We start from the raw sequence: 16,951 nt of genomic DNA, 5'->3' as shown, positions 1-16,951 counted from the left end.
CCGGGGCCGATTGTCAGACCCCGCCCGTAGAGTCGAAGACAGCTGACACGACTGACGGGCGGGAGGTGACAGGACGTATGACCGACACGGCATTGACGGAGCAGATCTCCGTCCGACTGGCCGCGGTCTTCCTGCCGTCCCCCGTTGTCCCCCGCGAGGGTCGCGTGGCCTTCTGGGACCCCGACGGCGAGCGCGCACTCCCCGAAGCCGAAGAGGGCGTGGAACAGGCCGAGTTGACCGTCGTACGACGACAGGGCGCAGGAGTCCGCCGTAGGGCCACCCCCGCGCTGACCATGCCGATCGAAGCGGCGCTGCCCCTGCTCGTGCGCGCCCGCCGTGACCCCGCCGCCCACCCCGCCACGGCCTGCTGGGGCGCCGCCGCCCTGCACGCGCTGCGGCTCGCCGCCCGCGGGCGACTGCTCCCCGGCCTCACCGCGACGGGCCACGACGCCTGGCGCGCCGGCCCCCTGGAGCCGGAGGACATCGCCCACGTACGCGCGGTCGCAGCGGCCCTTCCGTACGAGGGCCACGCCGTCCCGCTGCCCGGCCCCGGCCCGCTCCGGCTGCCCGAGCCCGAGGCGCTCATGCGGTCCTTCCTGGACGCGGTCGCGGACACCCTGCCCCGCACCCCGGCCGCGCCCTACACCTCCGGGATGCCCTTCGCGGCCCGCCCGCCGCAGCGTTTGCGTGACGCCCAGGACTGGGCCGCGGAGGTCGCCGCCGGTATGGACGCGGGCGTGCGGATCTCGCTCCGCCTGGACCTGTCGGCCTACGACCTGTTCGACGACGGCGGAGCGGTGCGCAGCGCGGGCGCGGCGATCGTCCAGGTGCACAGCCTCGCCGACCCGACCCTCGTGGTCGACGCGGCGGCCCTGTGGGCGGGCACGGCGGACACCGCCTTCGGCCCGCGCGCCCGCGTGGACGCCGCGCTGGCCGTACGCCGGGCCGCCCGCGTCTGGCCCCCGCTGGACCGCCTCACCGGACAGGACGTGCCCGACGTACTCGCCCTGTCCGAGGAGGAGTTGGGCGATCTGCTCGGGATGGCGGCCACCCGGCTCGCGGCGGCCGGGGTCGCCGTCCACTGGCCCCGGGACCTGGCACAGGACCTGACGGCGTCCGCCGTGGTCCGCTCGGCGCCGGGCTCGGCCACCGACGGCACGGGCTTCTTCGAGAGCGAGGAACTCCTCCAGTTCCGCTGGCAGTTGGCACTCGGCGGCGACCCGCTCACCGAGGCCGAGATGGACACCCTGGCCGAGGCCCACCGCCCGGTCGTACGACTGCGGGACCAGTGGGTCCTGGTCGACCCGGCCCTCGTCCGCAAGGCCCGCAAACGCGAACTGGGCCTGCTCGACCCGGTCGACGCGCTGTCCGTCGCGCTCACAGGCACGGCGGAGGTCGACGGCGAGCGGGTGGAAGCGGTCCCGGTCGGCGCGCTGGCCACCCTGCGCGACCGCTTGACGGCCGGCATCCACCCCGCCGAACCACCACCCGGCCTGGACGCCACCCTCCGGGACTACCAACTCCGGGGCCTGGCCTGGCTCGACCTGATGACCTCCCTCGGCCTGGGCGGCTGCCTCGCCGACGACATGGGCCTCGGCAAGACGATCACCCTCATCGCCCTCCATCTGCGCCGGGCACACCGCGACCCCACCCTGGTGATCTGCCCCGCCTCGCTCCTCGGCAACTGGCAGCGGGAGATCACCCGTTTCGCCCCCGGAGTCCCCGTCCGCCGCTTCCACGGCCCGGACCGCACGTTGCAGGACCTGAGTGGCGGCTTCGTCCTGACGACATACGGCACGATGCGCTCGGCGGCGGCGACCCTCGCGCAGCAACCATGGGGCATGGTTGTCGCGGACGAGGCCCAGCACGTCAAGAACCCGTACTCGGCGACGGCGAAGGCACTGCGCACCATCCCGTCCCCCGCGCGTGTGGCCCTCACCGGCACCCCGGTCGAGAACAACCTCTCCGAACTCTGGGCCCTGTTGGACTGGACGACCCCCGGACTCCTCGGCCCCCTGAAGTCCTTCCGCGCCCGGCACGCGCGCGCGGTGGAGAACGGCGAGGACGAGGAGGCGGTGACCCGACTCGCCCGCCTGGTCCGCCCGTTCCTCCTGCGCCGCAAGAAGTCCGACCCGGGCATCGTCCCCGAGTTGCCACCGAAGACAGAGACCGACCACCCGGTCCCGCTCACCCGCGAACAGGCCTCGCTCTACGAGGCGGTCGTCCGGGAGTCGATGCTCGCCATCGAGACCACGGAGGGCATCGCCCGTCGAGGCCTGGTCCTCAAGCTCCTCACCTCCCTCAAACAGATCTGCGACCACCCCGCGCTGTACCTCAAGGAGGAGCACACGGCGGCACAGGCCGTCGGAGACCGCCTCGCCGCCCGCTCCGGCAAACTCGCCCTGCTGGACGAGCTGTTGGACACGCTGCTGTCCGAGGACGGCTCCGCGATCGTCTTCACCCAGTACGTCGGCATGGCCCGCCTCATCACCGCCCACCTCTCGGCGCGCGCGGTCCCGGTCGACCTGCTCCACGGCGGCACACCGGTACCGGAGCGGGAGCGCATGGTCGACCGCTTCCAGAGCGGCGCGACCCCGGTCCTGGTCCTGTCCCTGAAGGCGGCGGGCACCGGCCTGAACCTCACCCGCGCGGGCCACGTCGTCCACTTCGACCGCTGGTGGAACCCGGCAGTCGAGGAACAGGCCACCGACCGCGCCTACCGCATCGGCCAGACCCAGCCGGTACAGGTCCACCGCCTCATCACCGAGGGCACGGTCGAGGACCGCATCGCGGACATGCTGGAATCCAAGCGGGCGTTGGCCGACGCGATCCTCGGCTCCGGCGAGTCGTCCCTGACGGAACTGACGGACCGGGAGCTGGCGGACCTGGTGTCGTTGCGGAGGACGTCGTGATGGGGGTGGAGCGGGGCGGGGTGGATGGGATTGGGGTCGGCGGGGGGCGGGTTGCGCGATTCGGTGAGGTTGCTGGGGTGGGCGGGTCTGGAGCGGGGCGGGGCGAGGGCTTCGAGGCTGGTGAGGTCGAGCCAGAGCGAGGGTCGGTTGCGCGACTTGGGACGGGTGAAGACGGGCCGGAGTCGGTTGCGGGTGTAGAGGTGGGGGCAGCACGGCCCGAGCTTGACGCGGGATTCGGGCCCAGTGAAGGCGAGACAGACGCCGCTGCAGGAGCTGTGATGAGCGAAGCAGACTCCGAGCAGGACTCGGGGTCTGAAACAGGCGAAGCCGAACCGCAGCGGGTTGCCGGGGCTGAGGTAGACGAAAAGGAGCCGCAGCGGACGCAGGCGGCAGGGGAGGGGAGCGGATCGGCCGAGGAACGGCCCGCTCGCCCCGCCGACTTGGCGCGCCAAGCCCTGCGGGCCGCGCGTGAGCGTCGGGAGCGGGTGCCGGAGAAGCACGCGGGCGGCTCGGCGGGTACCGAGAAGTCGAAGGTTCGGGCGGCGATGCCGACCGAACCTGACCAAGCGGCGGCAGAAGTGCCCCCGCGGAACGGTCCTGAGGCCAGCCCCGTCACATCACTCCCGCCGGCCGCCCCCTCTCCATCCGTACCCCGACCCGGTGATGCGGCCCGTGCCGCGTTGCGGGGCGCGCTGCCTGTTCGGCGTGGGGCCGGGCCGTCGGAATCGGATGCGGTGCCTGAGGGCTCCGCCAGGGGCGCGCCCCCAACCGCCTCCCAGGACACTGCGGCCGACGCCGAGGGCACCCACACCGCCCCCTCGGAACAGAGCGATCCCGCTCCCTCCGCCGGCGACCGGCCGGCCACCCGCCCCGCCGATGTCGCGCGCGAGGCACTGCGGGCGGCTCGGCGTGAGAGTCGGCAGGCCCCGACAGACGCGGGGCACCGGGGAGTTGGGCGCAAGGGCCGGCCACCCCGCCGTAACCCTGATCAGGAGCCCGGCAGTGTAGAAGCCGTCCGGGCGCGCGCCGTGCGGGATGTGCTCGCCGGTGCCTTCCGGATGCCCGAGGAGGAAGACGCCGACGCGGTGCTGACCGGTGACAACGACCAGGCGGGGCAGGGGAGTCGGGACGTAGGGACACCGGACCGCAACGAGCCGCCAGAGCCCGACTCGCCCGCCGCCCCCACGACCCCCACCCTCACCTCCATGGCCTCCCCGTCCCGTGACAGCGACCTCCGCCGCACCTTCCCCGCGTTCCCGCCCAGGCCTGCGGAGAGCGCCCGCTTCGCCGAGACCTGGTGGGGCAACGCCTGGGTGACCGCGCTGGAGGAAGGCGCGCTCGACGCCAAGCGGCTTGCGCGCGGGCGGGGTTACGCGGAGAAGGGGCATGTCGACGCGATCACCGTGACGCCGGGGCTCGTGCTCGCGTATGTGCAGGGCAGCCGCGCTCGGCCGTACCGCGTGCAGGTGCGGCTGCGGACGCTCGACGACGCCGACTGGGAGCGGTTCCTGGACACCGCCGCCGACCGGCCCGGTCACATCGCCGCGCTGCTCGACAAGGAGATGCCCAAGTCCCTTGCCGAGAGCGGGGTTCCGCTGCTGCCGGGGCCCGGCGACCTCGCCCCCCATTGCAGTTGCCCCGACTCCGGTCACCCCTGCAAGCACGCCGCCGCCCTCTGCTACCAGACCGCGCGCCTCCTCGACGCCGACCCCTTCGTCCTGCTCCTGCTGCGCGGCCGGGGCGAACGCCCGCTGCTCGACGCCCTGTCCCGGCGCAACGCGGCCCGGGCGGCCCGCGCCGCCCAGGAGCAGGAACCGGCGCCCCTCCCCGGAGTGCGGGCCACGGAAGCCCTCGCCCCGCGCCGACTCCCGCCGCTGCCACACCCCTTGTCCACGCCCCCGCACCCCGAGCAGCCTCCCGTGTACCCGGCGGCACCGGGCGGCCCGGACCCCTTCGCGCTCGACCAGTTGGCCACCGACGCCGCCGCCCGCGCGCACGCGCTGCTCAGCACCGGCCGGGACCCGGTCGCGGACCTCACGCTGTGGCAGGACGCGGTACGGCTCGCCGCGGCCCGCCCCGGCTCCGGACTGACCGCCACCACCCGCTCCCTCTACGCATCCCTGGCCAAGGCAACCGGCCGCGCCCCGGCCGACCTGGCCCGCGCGGTCGCCGCCTGGCGCCAGGGCGGCATCGAGGGGCTCGCGGTGCTCGAAGAGCCCTGGGACCCGCCGGCCGGCCGCTTCGACCGGGCCCGCCCCCTGCTGCTCGCCGCCGACCTCCCGGCCTTCCGCCCCTGGCACAACCACCTCACCCACCCCCACGGCCACGTCCAACTCCGCCTGGGCCGCGACGGGTTGTGGTACGCCTACGAATCGGAACCGGGCCACGACGACTGGTGGCCCAGAGGCACCCCCGACCTGGACCCGGTCGGAGCGCTGACGGGCCTGGGCGCCCCCGGCGACTTTTGAGCCGCCCGGCACCCACCCAGGTCTCCGGTGAAGGTCTCCGGTGAAGGCGATGTGAGGGTTCCCCACTGATGTGTGGGAGCCAGGTGGGGAGACCGGGGGCCCCACAGCCGCGTCGTAAGAAACGGCGGTTACGTTGGAGCGGTGAGCGACATGAACACCCCCGCCCTCCAGTACCGCTTCGACGGCCCCGAAGACGCCCCGGTTCTCATCCTGGGCCCGTCGCTCGGGACGACGTGGCACATGTTCGACAGACAGGTGCCCGAGCTGGCGAAGCAGTGGCGGGTCTTCCGCTTCGACCTGCCGGGCCACGGCGGCTCGCCCGCGCATCCGACCGGCTCGGTCTCCGACCTGGCCGACCGGCTGCTGGCCACGCTCGACGCCCTCGGCGTACAGCGCTTCGGGTACGCGGGCTGCGCGCTCGGCGGCGCGGTCGGTCTCGAACTGGCGCTGCGCCACCCGGAGCGGGTGGCCTCGCTGGGCCTGATCGCCACCTCACCCAGGTTCGGCACGGCGGACGAGTTCCGCCAGCGCGGGGTGATCGTGCGCACCAACGGCCTCGACCCCATCGCCCGGATGTCGCCCGACCGCTGGTTCACCAGCGGTTTCGCCGCCGCGCAGCCCGCGATCACCGAGTGGGCCGTGCAGATGGTGCGCACCACCGACCCCGGCTGCTACATCGCCGCGTGCGAGGCGCTGGCCGCGTTCGACGTGCGGTCCGAACTCGCCCGGATCGGCGTGCCGACCCTCGTCCTGGTCGGCTCGGACGACCAGGTCACCGGCCCCGCCGAGGCCCGCACCCTGGTCGCCGGCATCCCGGACGCCCGGCTCGCGGTCGTACCCGGCGCCTCGCACCTGGTCCCGGTCGAGCAGCCCGCCGCCGTCACCGACCTCCTGGTCCGGCACTTCTCCACCGCCTGGCAGCCGGCCTACGACCACTCCACCGGGCAGATCGCCATCGCGGCGGTCCCGGTCAAGCCGGTCCTCGCCGCGCCGCAGCAGGCCGCGCCCATCGCCGAGATCGCGCCGCCGCCCGCCGTACCGCCGCAGGGCCTGGGCCGTCCGGACCCCTACGACGCCGGGATCAAGGTCCGCCGTGAGGTGCTCGGCGACGCGCATGTCGACCGGGCGCTGGCGCAGGCCGACGAGTTCTCCGGGGACTTCCAGGACTTCATCACCCGCTACGCGTGGGGCGAGATCTGGGACCGGCCCGGTCTCGACCGGCGCTCGCGGAGCTGTGTCACCCTCACCGCGCTGGTCGCGGGCGGCCACCTGGACGAGCTGGCCTTCCACACCCGGGCGGCGCTGCGCAACGGCCTCACCCCGTCCGAGATCAAGGAGGTGCTGATGCAGGCGGCCGTGTACTGCGGGGTGCCGGCGGCGAACAGCGCGTTCAAGGTCGCCCAGCAGGTCATCCGCGAGGAGACCACCCCCACCGAGTGACCTCACCGAGTGACCCCGTCGAGTGATCGTCGGCCTGGTACCGAAAGCACCAGCCTCACCCGCCCCTCCGCGGGTCCCGCGCGGCAGGATGGACCCATGACGCTGAAGCTCACCAAGAAGTCGCACGCCTGCATCCGTCTGGAGAAGGACGGCCGGACGCTCGTCATCGACCCGGGCACCTTCACCGAGGAGGACGCCACGATCGGCGCGGACGCGATCCTCGTCACGCACGAGCACCTCGACCACTTCAACGAGGACCGGCTGCGCGTCGGCCTGGAGGCCAACCCGGCCGCCGAGATCTGGACGCTGAAGTCGGTCGCGGACCAGCTCTCCGCCGCCTTCCCCGGCCGTGTGCACACCGTCGGCCACGGCGACACCTTCACGGCGGCGGGCTTCGACGTCCAGGTGCACGGCGAACTGCACGCCGTGATCCACCCGGACATCCCGCGCATCACCAACGTCGGCTACCTCGTCGACGGCGGCCGCGTCTTCCACCCCGGCGACGCCCTCACCGTCCCCGACCAGGCCGTGGAGACGCTGATGCTCCCGGTCATGGCCCCCTGGAGCAAGATCTCCGAGGTCATCGACTACGTCCGCGAGGTCAAGCCGCAGCGCGCCTACGACATCCACGACGCCCTGCTCACCGACCTCGCCCGGCCGATCTACGACAACCAGATCGGCGCGCTCGGCGGCGCGGAGCACCTGCGGCTGGCACCGGGCGAGGCCACGGTCCTGTGAGTGTCAGAGCCGCCCGGTAGGTTGTGAGGCATGCGCATCGCGACCTGGAACGTGAACTCGATCACCGCCCGACTGCCGAGGCTCCTGGCCTGGCTGGAGAGCAGCGGTACCGACGTGCTGTGCCTCCAGGAGGCCAAGCTGGCCGAGGCGCAGTTCCCGTTCGACGAGCTGCGCGCGGCGGGCTACGAGGCGGCGGTCAACGCGACCGGCCGGTGGAACGGCGTGGCGGTGATCTCCCGCGCAGGACTCGACGAGGTGGTCAAGGGCCTCCCGGGCGACCCCGGTTACGACGGCGTCCAGGAGCCCCGCGCCATCTCGGCGACCTGCGGCCCGGTCCGCGTCTGGTCGGTGTACGTGCCCAACGGTCGCGAGGTGGAGCACCCGCACTACGCGTACAAGCTCCAGTGGTTCGAGGCCCTCAAGGCAGCCGTCGCGGACGACGCCCACGGCAGCCGCCCCTTCGCGGTGCTGGGCGACTACAACGTGGCGCCGACCGACGACGACGTCTTCGACGTGGCCGCCTTCGAGGGCCTCACCCATGTCACCCCCGCCGAGCGCGCCGCCCTGACCGCCCTGCGCGAAGCGGGCCTGACGGACGTGGTCCCGCGCCCCCTCAAGTACGAGCACCCGTACACGTACTGGGACTACCGCCAGCTCGCCTTCCCGAAGAACCGAGGCATGCGCATCGACCTCGTCTACGGCAACGAGCCGTTCGCGAAGGCCGTCACCGACTCCTACGTCGACCGCGAGGAGCGCAAGGGCAAGGGCGCCTCGGACCACGCACCGGTGGTCGTGGACCTCGACGTCTGACCCGCCACCGGCGACGCCCTGTGGTGTGCGGGGCGGTGTGAATGACACCCTGGAGCGATGAATATCCCTTTCCTGGGCGACCGGGGCGAGAAGCACCGTACGCACGACCCCGAAGGCATCGCCGAGTTGCTGTCGGAGTGCCAACTGCTCCGTGACCTCGCGGCCCGGGAGGGCATCCAACTCGACGACACCGCCGACTCGTTGGCGGCGCTCGACCAGTTGGTGCCGCGCTGGCGGGACGACGAGGAGACCCTGTCCTGGCTCGGCAACGACGCCGGGCTGTATCTGGGGACCGTGATCGTGCAGACCGTGCCGGGCGCGGCCTGGGAGATCCGGTCGGACGGGCAGCCCGTCGTACGGCTCGTCTCCGGGCGCGAGTTCGACGTCGTGGCCTCCGGCCATGAGTGGGCCGCGAGCGGGGTGCCCGAGCTTTCGCAGCTCTACGCGGAGGTCGCAGAGGAGTAACTGGAGGTTAAATACGGCTAATGCCCGAAAAGTGCGTGTCGTGCCTTAACTCCGCTCTTGTGTGGATAGTTTGCGGCAACCACGACACAGCTGAGAGTGAGTAGGGCTGGGTATGGCCGTCGATCCGTTGATCGAACTGCGTGACGTCAACAAGTACTACGGGGAGCTGCATGTCCTCCAGGACATCAACCTCACCGTCGGCAAGGGGGAGGTGGTCGTGGTCATCGGCCCTTCGGGGTCGGGGAAATCGACGCTGTGCCGGGCGATCAACCGGCTGGAGACCATCGCGTCAGGGACGATCCAGCTCGACGGCCGGCCGCTGCCCGAGGAGGGCAAGGCCCTCGCGAAGCTCCGCGCCGAGGTCGGCATGGTCTTCCAGTCCTTCAACCTGTTCGCCCACAAGACGGTCCTGCAGAACGTCTCGCTGGCCCAGATCAAGGTTCGTAAGCGCAAGCGCGAGGAAGCCGACCGGCGCTCCCTCGAACTCCTCGACCGCGTGGGCCTCGCCGACCAGGCGCCCAAGTTCCCCGCGCAGCTCTCCGGCGGCCAGCAGCAGCGCGTGGCCATCGCCCGCGCCCTCGCCATGGAACCCAAGGCACTGCTCTTCGACGAGCCGACCTCGGCCCTCGACCCGGAGATGATCAACGAGGTCCTTGAGGTCATGCGCCAACTCGCCCACGACGGCATGACCATGGTCGTCGTCACCCACGAGATGGGCTTCGCCCGCTCCGCCGCCAACCGCGTCGTGTTCATGGCCGACGGCCGCGTCATCGAGGACCGCACCCCCGAGGAGTTCTTCACCGACCCGCGCACCGACCGGGCCAAGGACTTCCTGTCCAAGATCCTCAAGCACTGAACGGGGGAGTGCGATCCATTGACCACCGCCAACGCCCTTTACGACGTTTCAGGCCCTGCGGCCGTACGGGAGTTTCTCCACACCGGGAAGCTGATCGCGTCGAACCTCGACTACGATTTGCCGTTCATCCCCGTGGGGACCGAGGCCGTGGACGTGGTCCCGGCCGAACCAGGGACGCTGCTGCCGCGGGTGCAGTAGTAGAGAGGGCACGTGCCCGCCCGGCAGCAGCCGGAGATCACTGCTCGCGCAGCGGGATCGACACGTACGACGGGTCGTTCGCCGGCGAGGAGAAGGTCAGCTGCGCGCCGGTCGGGTTGTGCTCGATGTAGAGCGGGTCGACCGTGTCGACGACCAGGGCGAGGTGATGCCCTGCCGGGACGTCGTAGGCCGTGGAGAACAACTCCAGGTCCACACCGAACGGCCGGCCGGGCGTCTGCCCGTGCCAGGTGTACGGCGCGTTGCTGACCAGCTTGCCGAGGCCGAGCGGGCCCACGTCGTAGAGGTAGGCGACGAGGGTGCCGCTCTCCTTGGTGTCGGTGACCGTGGTGTGCAACTTCACGGTGCCGCGCACCTGTTGGGCACTCGCGTACGTCCCCGACCGCCAGACGGCGGCCCAGCGCCGCGGCAGCAGCGGGATCGACGCGACCGGCGGCACCTGGGCGACCTGGTCGAGGATGCTGGACAGGAAGACGATCCCGCCGTCGGCTCCGGAGTCGACGTTTGTGTGGATGGTGGTCGTGCCCGCGAGGTCGATCTTCTTCCGCGTCGCGCCGACCGACTTCCAGTCCGGGTAGCCCTCGTAGCCGCCCGTGGAACGGGACTTGAGCTCCACCGGCTGCTCCCGGTCGATGCCGTTGTCGTCACCCTTGAGGTAGTGGTCGAACCAGCGCTCGGTGTCCGTCCACACGTCGTTGGGCAGCCCGAACATACCGGTCAGCTCGGGGGTGGCATGGTCGCCGGGGCGGAGTTCGAGCCGCTTGGGGCCGGTCAGCTCGCCGTAGAAGTCGGCGATCTGGTTGGGCGGGAAGATCGTGTCGCCCCAGGCGTTGGCGAGCATGATCGCCGCGCCGTTCTTGTTGATCTGGTCGACGTAGGTCTCGGGGGAGCGCTTCTTTCCCCAGTCGATCAGTTCCTGTTCCTTGGACAGGTCGGAGGCGAAGAAGTCCTTGAAGACCTGGCTGGTCTCCGCGCTCGGACGCCCGGTGACGAGGCCGACGCCGTTCAGCAGGGCGGTCGCCTGGGAGTGTTCGGTACGGCCCGAGTAGATGGAGTCGATCAGGTCGGCCCAGCCGCTGAGCGAGGCAACCGCCTTGATCCGCTTGTCGTGTGCGGCGGCGAGGAGACTGATGCCCGCGCCGTACGACACCCCCGCCATGCCGATGTGCCCAGCGTCGGAGGGGGTGTTGGCGAGCGCCCAGTCGATCACCTTGGAGGCGTCGGCCACGTCGGGCGGGCCCGCCACCTCGATCGAGCCGCCGGACTGCCAGAAGCCGCGGACGTTGTAGGCCACCACGACATAGCCCGAGTCGGCCAACTTCTGTGCCTGGGCGAGGTATTGGACCTGGGGGAAGCCCCAGGCCGTGGGCATGACCAGCAGCGGGTAGCGATGCGAGCCGTCGGCCTCCGCGGGCGTGACGACGTTGGCCGCGAGCTTCGTACCGCCGTCGCCGGCGATGTCGACGAAGCGCACGCCGTTCGTGGCGGCCTGGGCGGCGGGGGCGAGCCCGAAGACGCCTCCGGCGACCAGGGTCGCGGAGACGGCGCCCACGGCGGTCGTACGCAGGGCCTTGCGACTGTTTCCCACGGGTCACTCCCCACACGTGTCAATGCAAAGTGACCTGACGGTAACCGCAGTCGCTTACTCCAGGTAACCCGTCGGTAAGTTACGTGCCAGTAACGATCTTTGACGCGTGCGCGAACTCAGGAGGCCCGGTGCGAACTGCGCGGAGCCGGTGCAGGCAGGGGCGTTTCCGCCGCCCGGGTCACGTCGGCCACCAGCTCCACCACATCGGGGCCGTACGCCTGCGAGTTGACCACCTTCAGCAGCAGGACGAAGGTGTTGCCGCCGTGTTTGCGCGCCAGCTTCTCGTGGTTGCGGGCGAGATAGCGGGTCGCCGCCTGGTTGGTGATCGCGCGCTGGCCGCAGAAGAGGAACACCGGCCGTGCGCCGCCCAGTTGACCGGCGGTGAGCCGGGCGAGGAGCACGTACTCGCCCCTGCCCGGCTCAAGTCGGTAGCGCTCACTGCCTATTTGGAAGGCGCCCCGGTCGGGTCCCGGTTCGGGGTCGACGTTGACGCGGATGCCGGGGAGCAGGGACGCCAGGTGCGCGGTCATCCGCCGGTTGGAGGCCGGGCCGCCCACGCAGAACTCGGTGCGCTCGCCAAAGCCCTGCTGGGCCGCGTCGTGCGCGACCACCTGGGCGTGCGCGTTGCAGTCCTTGATCAGGGCGGCGAGTTCGAGCAGCGCGAACACGTCGTGCCGCATCACCGTGAGTTCGGGGCCGCCCGCCTCACGGTTCACCACGAGCAGCGACTCGGAGTTGTCGGGCAGACCGAAGAACGCCTGCTTGCGCCGGAGTTTGCGCTTCCACAGATAGGTGCGGGCCAGCCAGCCGAGCGCGGCGCTGATGCCGGCGGCGGCCACGCCCAGAACGATGTTGCGCACGTCGTCATTCATGGGCGCGCATGTTAGCGGCCCCGCACGGCTGGTACGTACCGGTGTTCGACGTGTGGCGTTCGTGTGGCGGCGACCGGAAGCGGTCTGTCGGGGTCCGTGCCAGGTGGGTACGCTGCGCGGACGGTTCTGGACTGGAGGTACGGATGCGTCGCCCTGTGGCACGGAAACTGTCGGTCCTGGCGGTCTCGGCGGCCGTGGTGTCGGTCGGGGCCGCGGCCCCACCGGCCGCCACGAGCAACACCCCGACGAAGGTTCCGGTCGCCGTCGGCTACGGCGGCGCGGTCGCGAGCGTCGACGCGGACGCCACCGCGGCCGGCATCGAGGTCCTGAAGAAGGGCGGCAACGCGGTCGACGCGGCCGTCGCCACCGCCGCCGCGCTCGGCGTCACCGAGCCCTACTCCTCCGGCGTCGGCGGAGGCGGCTACTTCGTCTACTACGACGCCAAGTCCCGTACGGTGCACACCATCGACGGCCGCGAGAGAGCCCCGCTGACCGCAGACTCCAACCTCTTCGTGGAGAACGGCAAGGCGCTCGCCTTCGCCGACGCCGTCAGCAGCGGCCTCAGCGTCGGCACCCCGGGCACGCCCGCCACCTGGCAGACCGCCCTCGACCAGTGGGGGAGCGAGAAGCTCGGCACGGTGCTCAAGCCCGCCGAGCGGATCGCGAGCGACGGCTTCACCGTCGACGACACCTTCCGCAGCCAGACGGCGGCCAACGAGACCCGCTTCCGCTACTTCCCCGACACCGCCAAGCTGTTCCTGCCCGGCGGCGCGCTCCCGGTCGTCGGCTCCACCTTCAAGAACCCCGAACTCGCCGCCACCTACAAGGAGCTGGGCAGGAAGGGGACCGGCGCGATCTACCACGGAGACCTCGGCAAGGACATCCTCGCCACGGTCAACACCCCCAAGGTGGACGCAAGTTCGGGCTGGAACGCCCGCCCCGGCCAACTGTCCGCCAAGGACCTCGCGTCCTACCGCGCCAAACTCCAGGCGCCCACGAAGACCTCGTACCGCGGACTCGGCGTCTACTCCATCGCGCCCTCCTCCTCCGGCGGCACGACGGTCGGCGAGGCACTCAACATCCTGGAGAAGACGGACCTTTCGAAGGCAAGCGAGGTCCAGTACCTGCACCACTACATCGAGGCCAGCCGGATCGCGTTCGCGGACCGGGGGCGCTGGGTCGGAGACCCCGCCTTCGAGGACGTCCCGACCAAGGAACTCCTCTCGCAGAAGTTCGCCGACTCGCGCGCCTGCCTCATCAAGGACGACGCGGTGCTCACCAGCCCGCTGGCGCCCGCCGACCCGCGGAACCCGACGGCCTGCACCGCCACCGGTACGGCCGCCCCGACCACCTACGAGGGCGAGAACACCACCCACCTCACGGTCGCCGACAAGTGGGGCAACGTCGTCTCCTACACGCTCACCATCGAGCAGACCGGCGGCAGCGCGATGACCGTGCCCGGCCGCGGTTTCCTGCTCAACAACGAGCTGACCGACTTCTCCTTCACCCCGGCCAACCCGGCCATCCACGACCCGAACCTGCCCGGCCCGGGCAAGCGCCCGCGCTCCTCGATCTCCCCGACGATCGTCCTCGACCAGCACAACAAGCCGGTCGTGGCGCTCGGTTCACCCGGTGGCGCGACCATCATCACGACCGTGCTGCAGACCCTCACCGAGTTCCTCGACCGAGGTCTCCCGCTGGTCGACGCGATCGCGGCGCCGCGCGCCAGCCAGCGCAACGCGGCCACCACGGAACTCGAACCTGCGCTCTATGACAGCGACTTGAAGACCCAGCTCCAAGCCATCGGGCACTCCTTCACCCTGAACCCGGAGATCGGCGCGGCGACGGGTGTGCAACGGCTGCCGAACGGCGAGTGGTTGGCCGCCGCCGAAAAGGTGCGGCGCGGCGGCGGCTCGGCGGCGGTCGTCAATCCTGCCCCGTAGACGGTGGGTCGGAGGCGGGCGGCCGCGGATCGGTCCTGAACGCGAGCCGCCCGTCCGCCACGTCCACCGTCACCCGGCCACCCTCGGCGATCCGGCCGTCCAGGAGCAGCCGGGAGAGCTGGTTGTCGACCTCGCGCTGGATGGTGCGGCGCAGCGGACGGGCGCCGTACTCCGGCTGGAAGCCCTGCCGGGACAGCCAGTCGACGGCCGGGTCGGTGAACTCGACCGTGATGCCCTGCGCGTGCAGGAGACGGCGGGTGCGTTCCAGCAACAGGTCCGTGATCTGCCGGAGTTGCCCGGCGGTGAGCTGACGGAAGACGACGATCTCGTCGATCCGGTTGAGGAACTCGGGGCGGAAGTGCTCGCGCAGCGGGCGCAGGATCTGCTCGCGCCGCGCCTCCTCGTCCGCGTCGGCGCCGCCCGGACCGAAGCCGATACCGGCACCGCGCCGGGTGATCGCCTCGGAGCCGAGGTTGCTGGTCATCACGATCACCGTGTTGGTGAAGTCGACCGTGCGGCCCTGGGAGTCGGTCAACCGGCCGTCGTCCAGGACCTGGAGCAGGATGTTGAACACGTCCGGGTGCGCCTTCTCGACCTCGTCGAGCAGCAGCAGCGAGTAGGGGTGGCGGCGCACGACCTCGGTCAGTTGACCGGCTTCCTCGTGGCCGACATAGCCGGGCGGGGCGCCGACGAGCCGGCTGACCGTGTGCCGTTCCTGGTACTCGCTCATGTCGAGGCGGACCATCCGGTCCTCGCTGCCGAACAGCGCCTCGGCGAGCGCCCGGGCCAGCTCCGTCTTGCCGACGCCGGTCGGGCCGAGGAAGAGGAAGCTGCCGATCGGCCGGTCCGGACTCGCCAGCCCGGCGCGGGAGCGCAGCACCGCGTCCGACACGACCCGGACCGCCTCGTCCTGCCCGACGACCCGCCGGTGCAGATGCTCCTCAAGACCGAGCAGCCGGTCCTTCTCCTCCGCGGTGAGGCTGCTCACGGGGATACCGGTCTGCCGCGACACGACCTCCGCGATCGCCTCACCGGTGACCTCCAGGTGCTGACCCTCGTCGCCCGTGTCCTCGCCCCCGGCCTCGCCCAGCCGCACCTTCAACTCGGCGATCCGGTCCCGGAGTTGCGTGGCCTTCTCGTAGTCCTCGTCGGCCGCCGCCTGATCCTTGTCCCGGGCGAGCTGCTCCACCTCGCGCTCCAGGGCCCGTACATCCGTGCCCTTCGTGCGCGCCCGCAGCCGTACGCGCGCACCCGCCTGGTCGATCAGGTCGATCGCCTTGTCCGGCAGCCTGCGGTCGGTGAGATAGCGGTCCGAAAGCTCCACCGCGGCCACCAACGCCTCATCGGTGTACCGGACCTGGTGGTGGGCCTCGTAGCGGTCGCGCAGTCCGCGCAGGATCTCGATCGTGTCCGCGACGGACGGTTCCGGCACCAGGATCGGCTGGAAGCGGCGGGCCAGCGCCGCGTCCTTCTCGATCCGGCGGAACTCCTCCAGGGTCGTGGCGCCCACGATGTGCAACTCACCGCGTGCCAGCGCCGGTTTGAGGATGTTGCCGGCGTCCATCGAACCGCCCTCGCCGCCACCGCCCGCGCCGACCACGGTGTGCAACTCGTCGATGAACACGATCAGTTGGTCCGAGTGCGCGCGGATCTCGCCGACGATGTTCGTCAGCCGCTCCTCGAAGTCGCCCCGGAACCGGGTGCCGGCGACCACGCCCGTCAGATCCAGCGCGACCACCCGCCGGCCGGTCAGCACGTCCGGTACATCGCCGTCGGTGATGCGCTGCGCGAGCCCCTCCACGATCGCGGTCTTGCCCACACCCGCGTCGCCGATCAGCACCGGGTTGTTCTTGCCGCGCCGCGACAGCACCTCGATGGTCTGCTCGATCTCCTCGTCGCGCCCGATCACCGGGTCGATCCGGCCGAGCCGGGCCAGGTCCGTCAGATCACGGCTGTACTTGTCGAGGGTCGGGGTGCCGGTGGGGCGGGGCTGGTCGGTACGGGGCTGGACGCCGTCCGGCGCCTCCGGCGGCAGGCCCGTCGGGGCGAACCGGGCTGCGTTCAGGATGTGACCCGCGGCGGAGTCCGGGTTCGCGGCGAGCGCGCCGAGGACGTGCTCCGGGCCGATGTAGCCGGTGCCACCGGCCCGGGCCAGGTCGTGCGCGTCCAGGAGGGCGCGTTTGACGGCGGGGGTGAGATTGAGCGCCGTGGGCGGCGGCAGCTCGCCCTCCGGGGTGTGGGCCGGGCCCGCGCGCTGGTCGATCTCCGCCGCCAGCGAATCGGGATCCGCGCCCGCGCGGCTGAGGAGGCCCCGGGTCGGTTCGGCGGACAGGGCGGCGCGCAGCAGGTGCTGGGTGTCCAGGTCGTGGCTGCCGTGCTCGGCGGCGTACTGGGCGGCGCCCCGCACGAGGTCCCTGGCCGGTTGGCTGAGCAGGCGGGCGATGTCCACATGACGCGGGCGAGCGCCTGTGCCTCCAGCGAGGAAGCGGGCCAGGAAGTCTCCGAGGGGGTCGTTTTCCGGGTCTGGATAGCCGGTGGTCATCACTCCACCATGGCACGGACCCTTGCAGGGGGCATGTGCGGGTTGGGGAGGTTGCCCTGTGTTTGTCAGCGCGGGCTGGTTGTGGCTGGTCGCGCCGTTCC

The 16,951-nt window shown here is 71.5% G+C and carries 11 protein-coding genes and 1 pseudogene; 9 read left to right on the top strand and 3 right to left on the bottom strand.

What is annotated here, in order from left to right; genetic code table 11:
- Window positions 1-77: 77 nt before the first annotated feature.
- The 8 genes and pseudogenes from AB0M63_RS06755 to AB0M63_RS06720 all read left to right on the top strand — a co-directional run.
- Window positions 78-2,912, top strand: a complete 2,835-nt coding sequence (locus tag AB0M63_RS06755; protein WP_366018644.1) for a DEAD/DEAH box helicase — start codon at window positions 78-80, stop codon at window positions 2,910-2,912.
- Window positions 2,913-3,457: 545 nt separating this feature from the next.
- The gene (locus AB0M63_RS06750) at window positions 3,458-5,380 is read left to right on the top strand and encodes an SWIM zinc finger family protein (RefSeq protein WP_366018987.1); all 1,923 of its coding nucleotides are present in this window, start codon (window positions 3,458-3,460) and stop codon (window positions 5,378-5,380) included.
- A gap of 150 nt (window positions 5,381-5,530) precedes the next feature.
- Window positions 5,531-6,820, top strand: coding sequence for a 4-carboxymuconolactone decarboxylase (pcaC, locus tag AB0M63_RS06745; RefSeq protein ID WP_366018986.1), 1,290 nt, complete (start codon window positions 5,531-5,533; stop codon window positions 6,818-6,820).
- A 102-nt stretch (window positions 6,821-6,922) separates the two neighbouring features.
- A complete protein-coding gene (locus AB0M63_RS06740; RefSeq protein WP_355907419.1) occupies window positions 6,923-7,558 on the top strand; it encodes an MBL fold metallo-hydrolase in 636 nt (211 codons plus the stop codon).
- A 30-nt stretch (window positions 7,559-7,588) separates the two neighbouring features.
- On the top strand, window positions 7,589-8,368 hold the full coding sequence (locus AB0M63_RS06735; RefSeq protein ID WP_366018643.1) for an exodeoxyribonuclease III: 780 nt from the start codon (window positions 7,589-7,591) through the stop codon (window positions 8,366-8,368).
- Window positions 8,369-8,425: 57 nt separating this feature from the next.
- Complete coding sequence (locus AB0M63_RS06730) at window positions 8,426-8,833, top strand: DUF6278 family protein (protein ID WP_355906948.1); 408 nt, start codon at window positions 8,426-8,428, stop codon at window positions 8,831-8,833.
- Window positions 8,834-8,945: 112 nt separating this feature from the next.
- Entirely contained in the window at window positions 8,946-9,689 is a 744-nt protein-coding gene (locus tag AB0M63_RS06725; RefSeq protein WP_355906945.1) for an amino acid ABC transporter ATP-binding protein, read from the top strand.
- Between the two features lie 69 nt (window positions 9,690-9,758).
- Window positions 9,759-9,887 (top strand): annotated as a pseudogene (locus AB0M63_RS06720) (amino acid ABC transporter permease); the annotation flags it as partial.
- 37 nt (window positions 9,888-9,924) lie between these two features.
- Here AB0M63_RS06720 and AB0M63_RS06715 read toward each other — a convergent pair.
- Together AB0M63_RS06715 and AB0M63_RS06710 are read right to left on the bottom strand one after the other, a co-directional pair.
- Window positions 9,925-11,493, bottom strand: coding sequence for a CocE/NonD family hydrolase (locus AB0M63_RS06715; protein WP_366018642.1), 1,569 nt, complete (start codon window positions 11,491-11,493; stop codon window positions 9,925-9,927).
- Between the two features lie 116 nt (window positions 11,494-11,609).
- Window positions 11,610-12,365 (bottom strand): hypothetical protein, encoded by a 756-nt coding sequence (locus tag AB0M63_RS06710; RefSeq protein ID WP_355906939.1) that lies wholly within the window; start codon window positions 12,363-12,365, stop codon window positions 11,610-11,612.
- A gap of 143 nt (window positions 12,366-12,508) precedes the next feature.
- Between AB0M63_RS06710 and ggt the strand changes: the two genes are divergently transcribed.
- A complete protein-coding gene (gene ggt / locus AB0M63_RS06705) occupies window positions 12,509-14,308 on the top strand; it encodes a gamma-glutamyltransferase (protein WP_366018641.1) in 1,800 nt (599 codons plus the stop codon).
- Here the strand turns inward: ggt and AB0M63_RS06700 are convergent.
- Window positions 14,292-16,850, bottom strand: a complete 2,559-nt coding sequence (locus tag AB0M63_RS06700) for an ATP-dependent Clp protease ATP-binding subunit (RefSeq protein WP_355906933.1) — start codon at window positions 16,848-16,850, stop codon at window positions 14,292-14,294. The genes ggt and AB0M63_RS06700 overlap by 17 nt on opposite strands.
- Window positions 16,851-16,951: the final 101 nt, after the last annotated feature.

It is taken from the genome of Streptomyces sp. NPDC051576, assembly GCF_040681835.1.
In the GTDB taxonomy this organism is placed as follows: domain Bacteria; phylum Actinomycetota; class Actinomycetes; order Streptomycetales; family Streptomycetaceae; genus Streptomyces.
The sequence above is the reverse complement of the archived record's forward strand: the minus strand, read 5'-3'. Positions and strand labels throughout refer to the sequence as shown.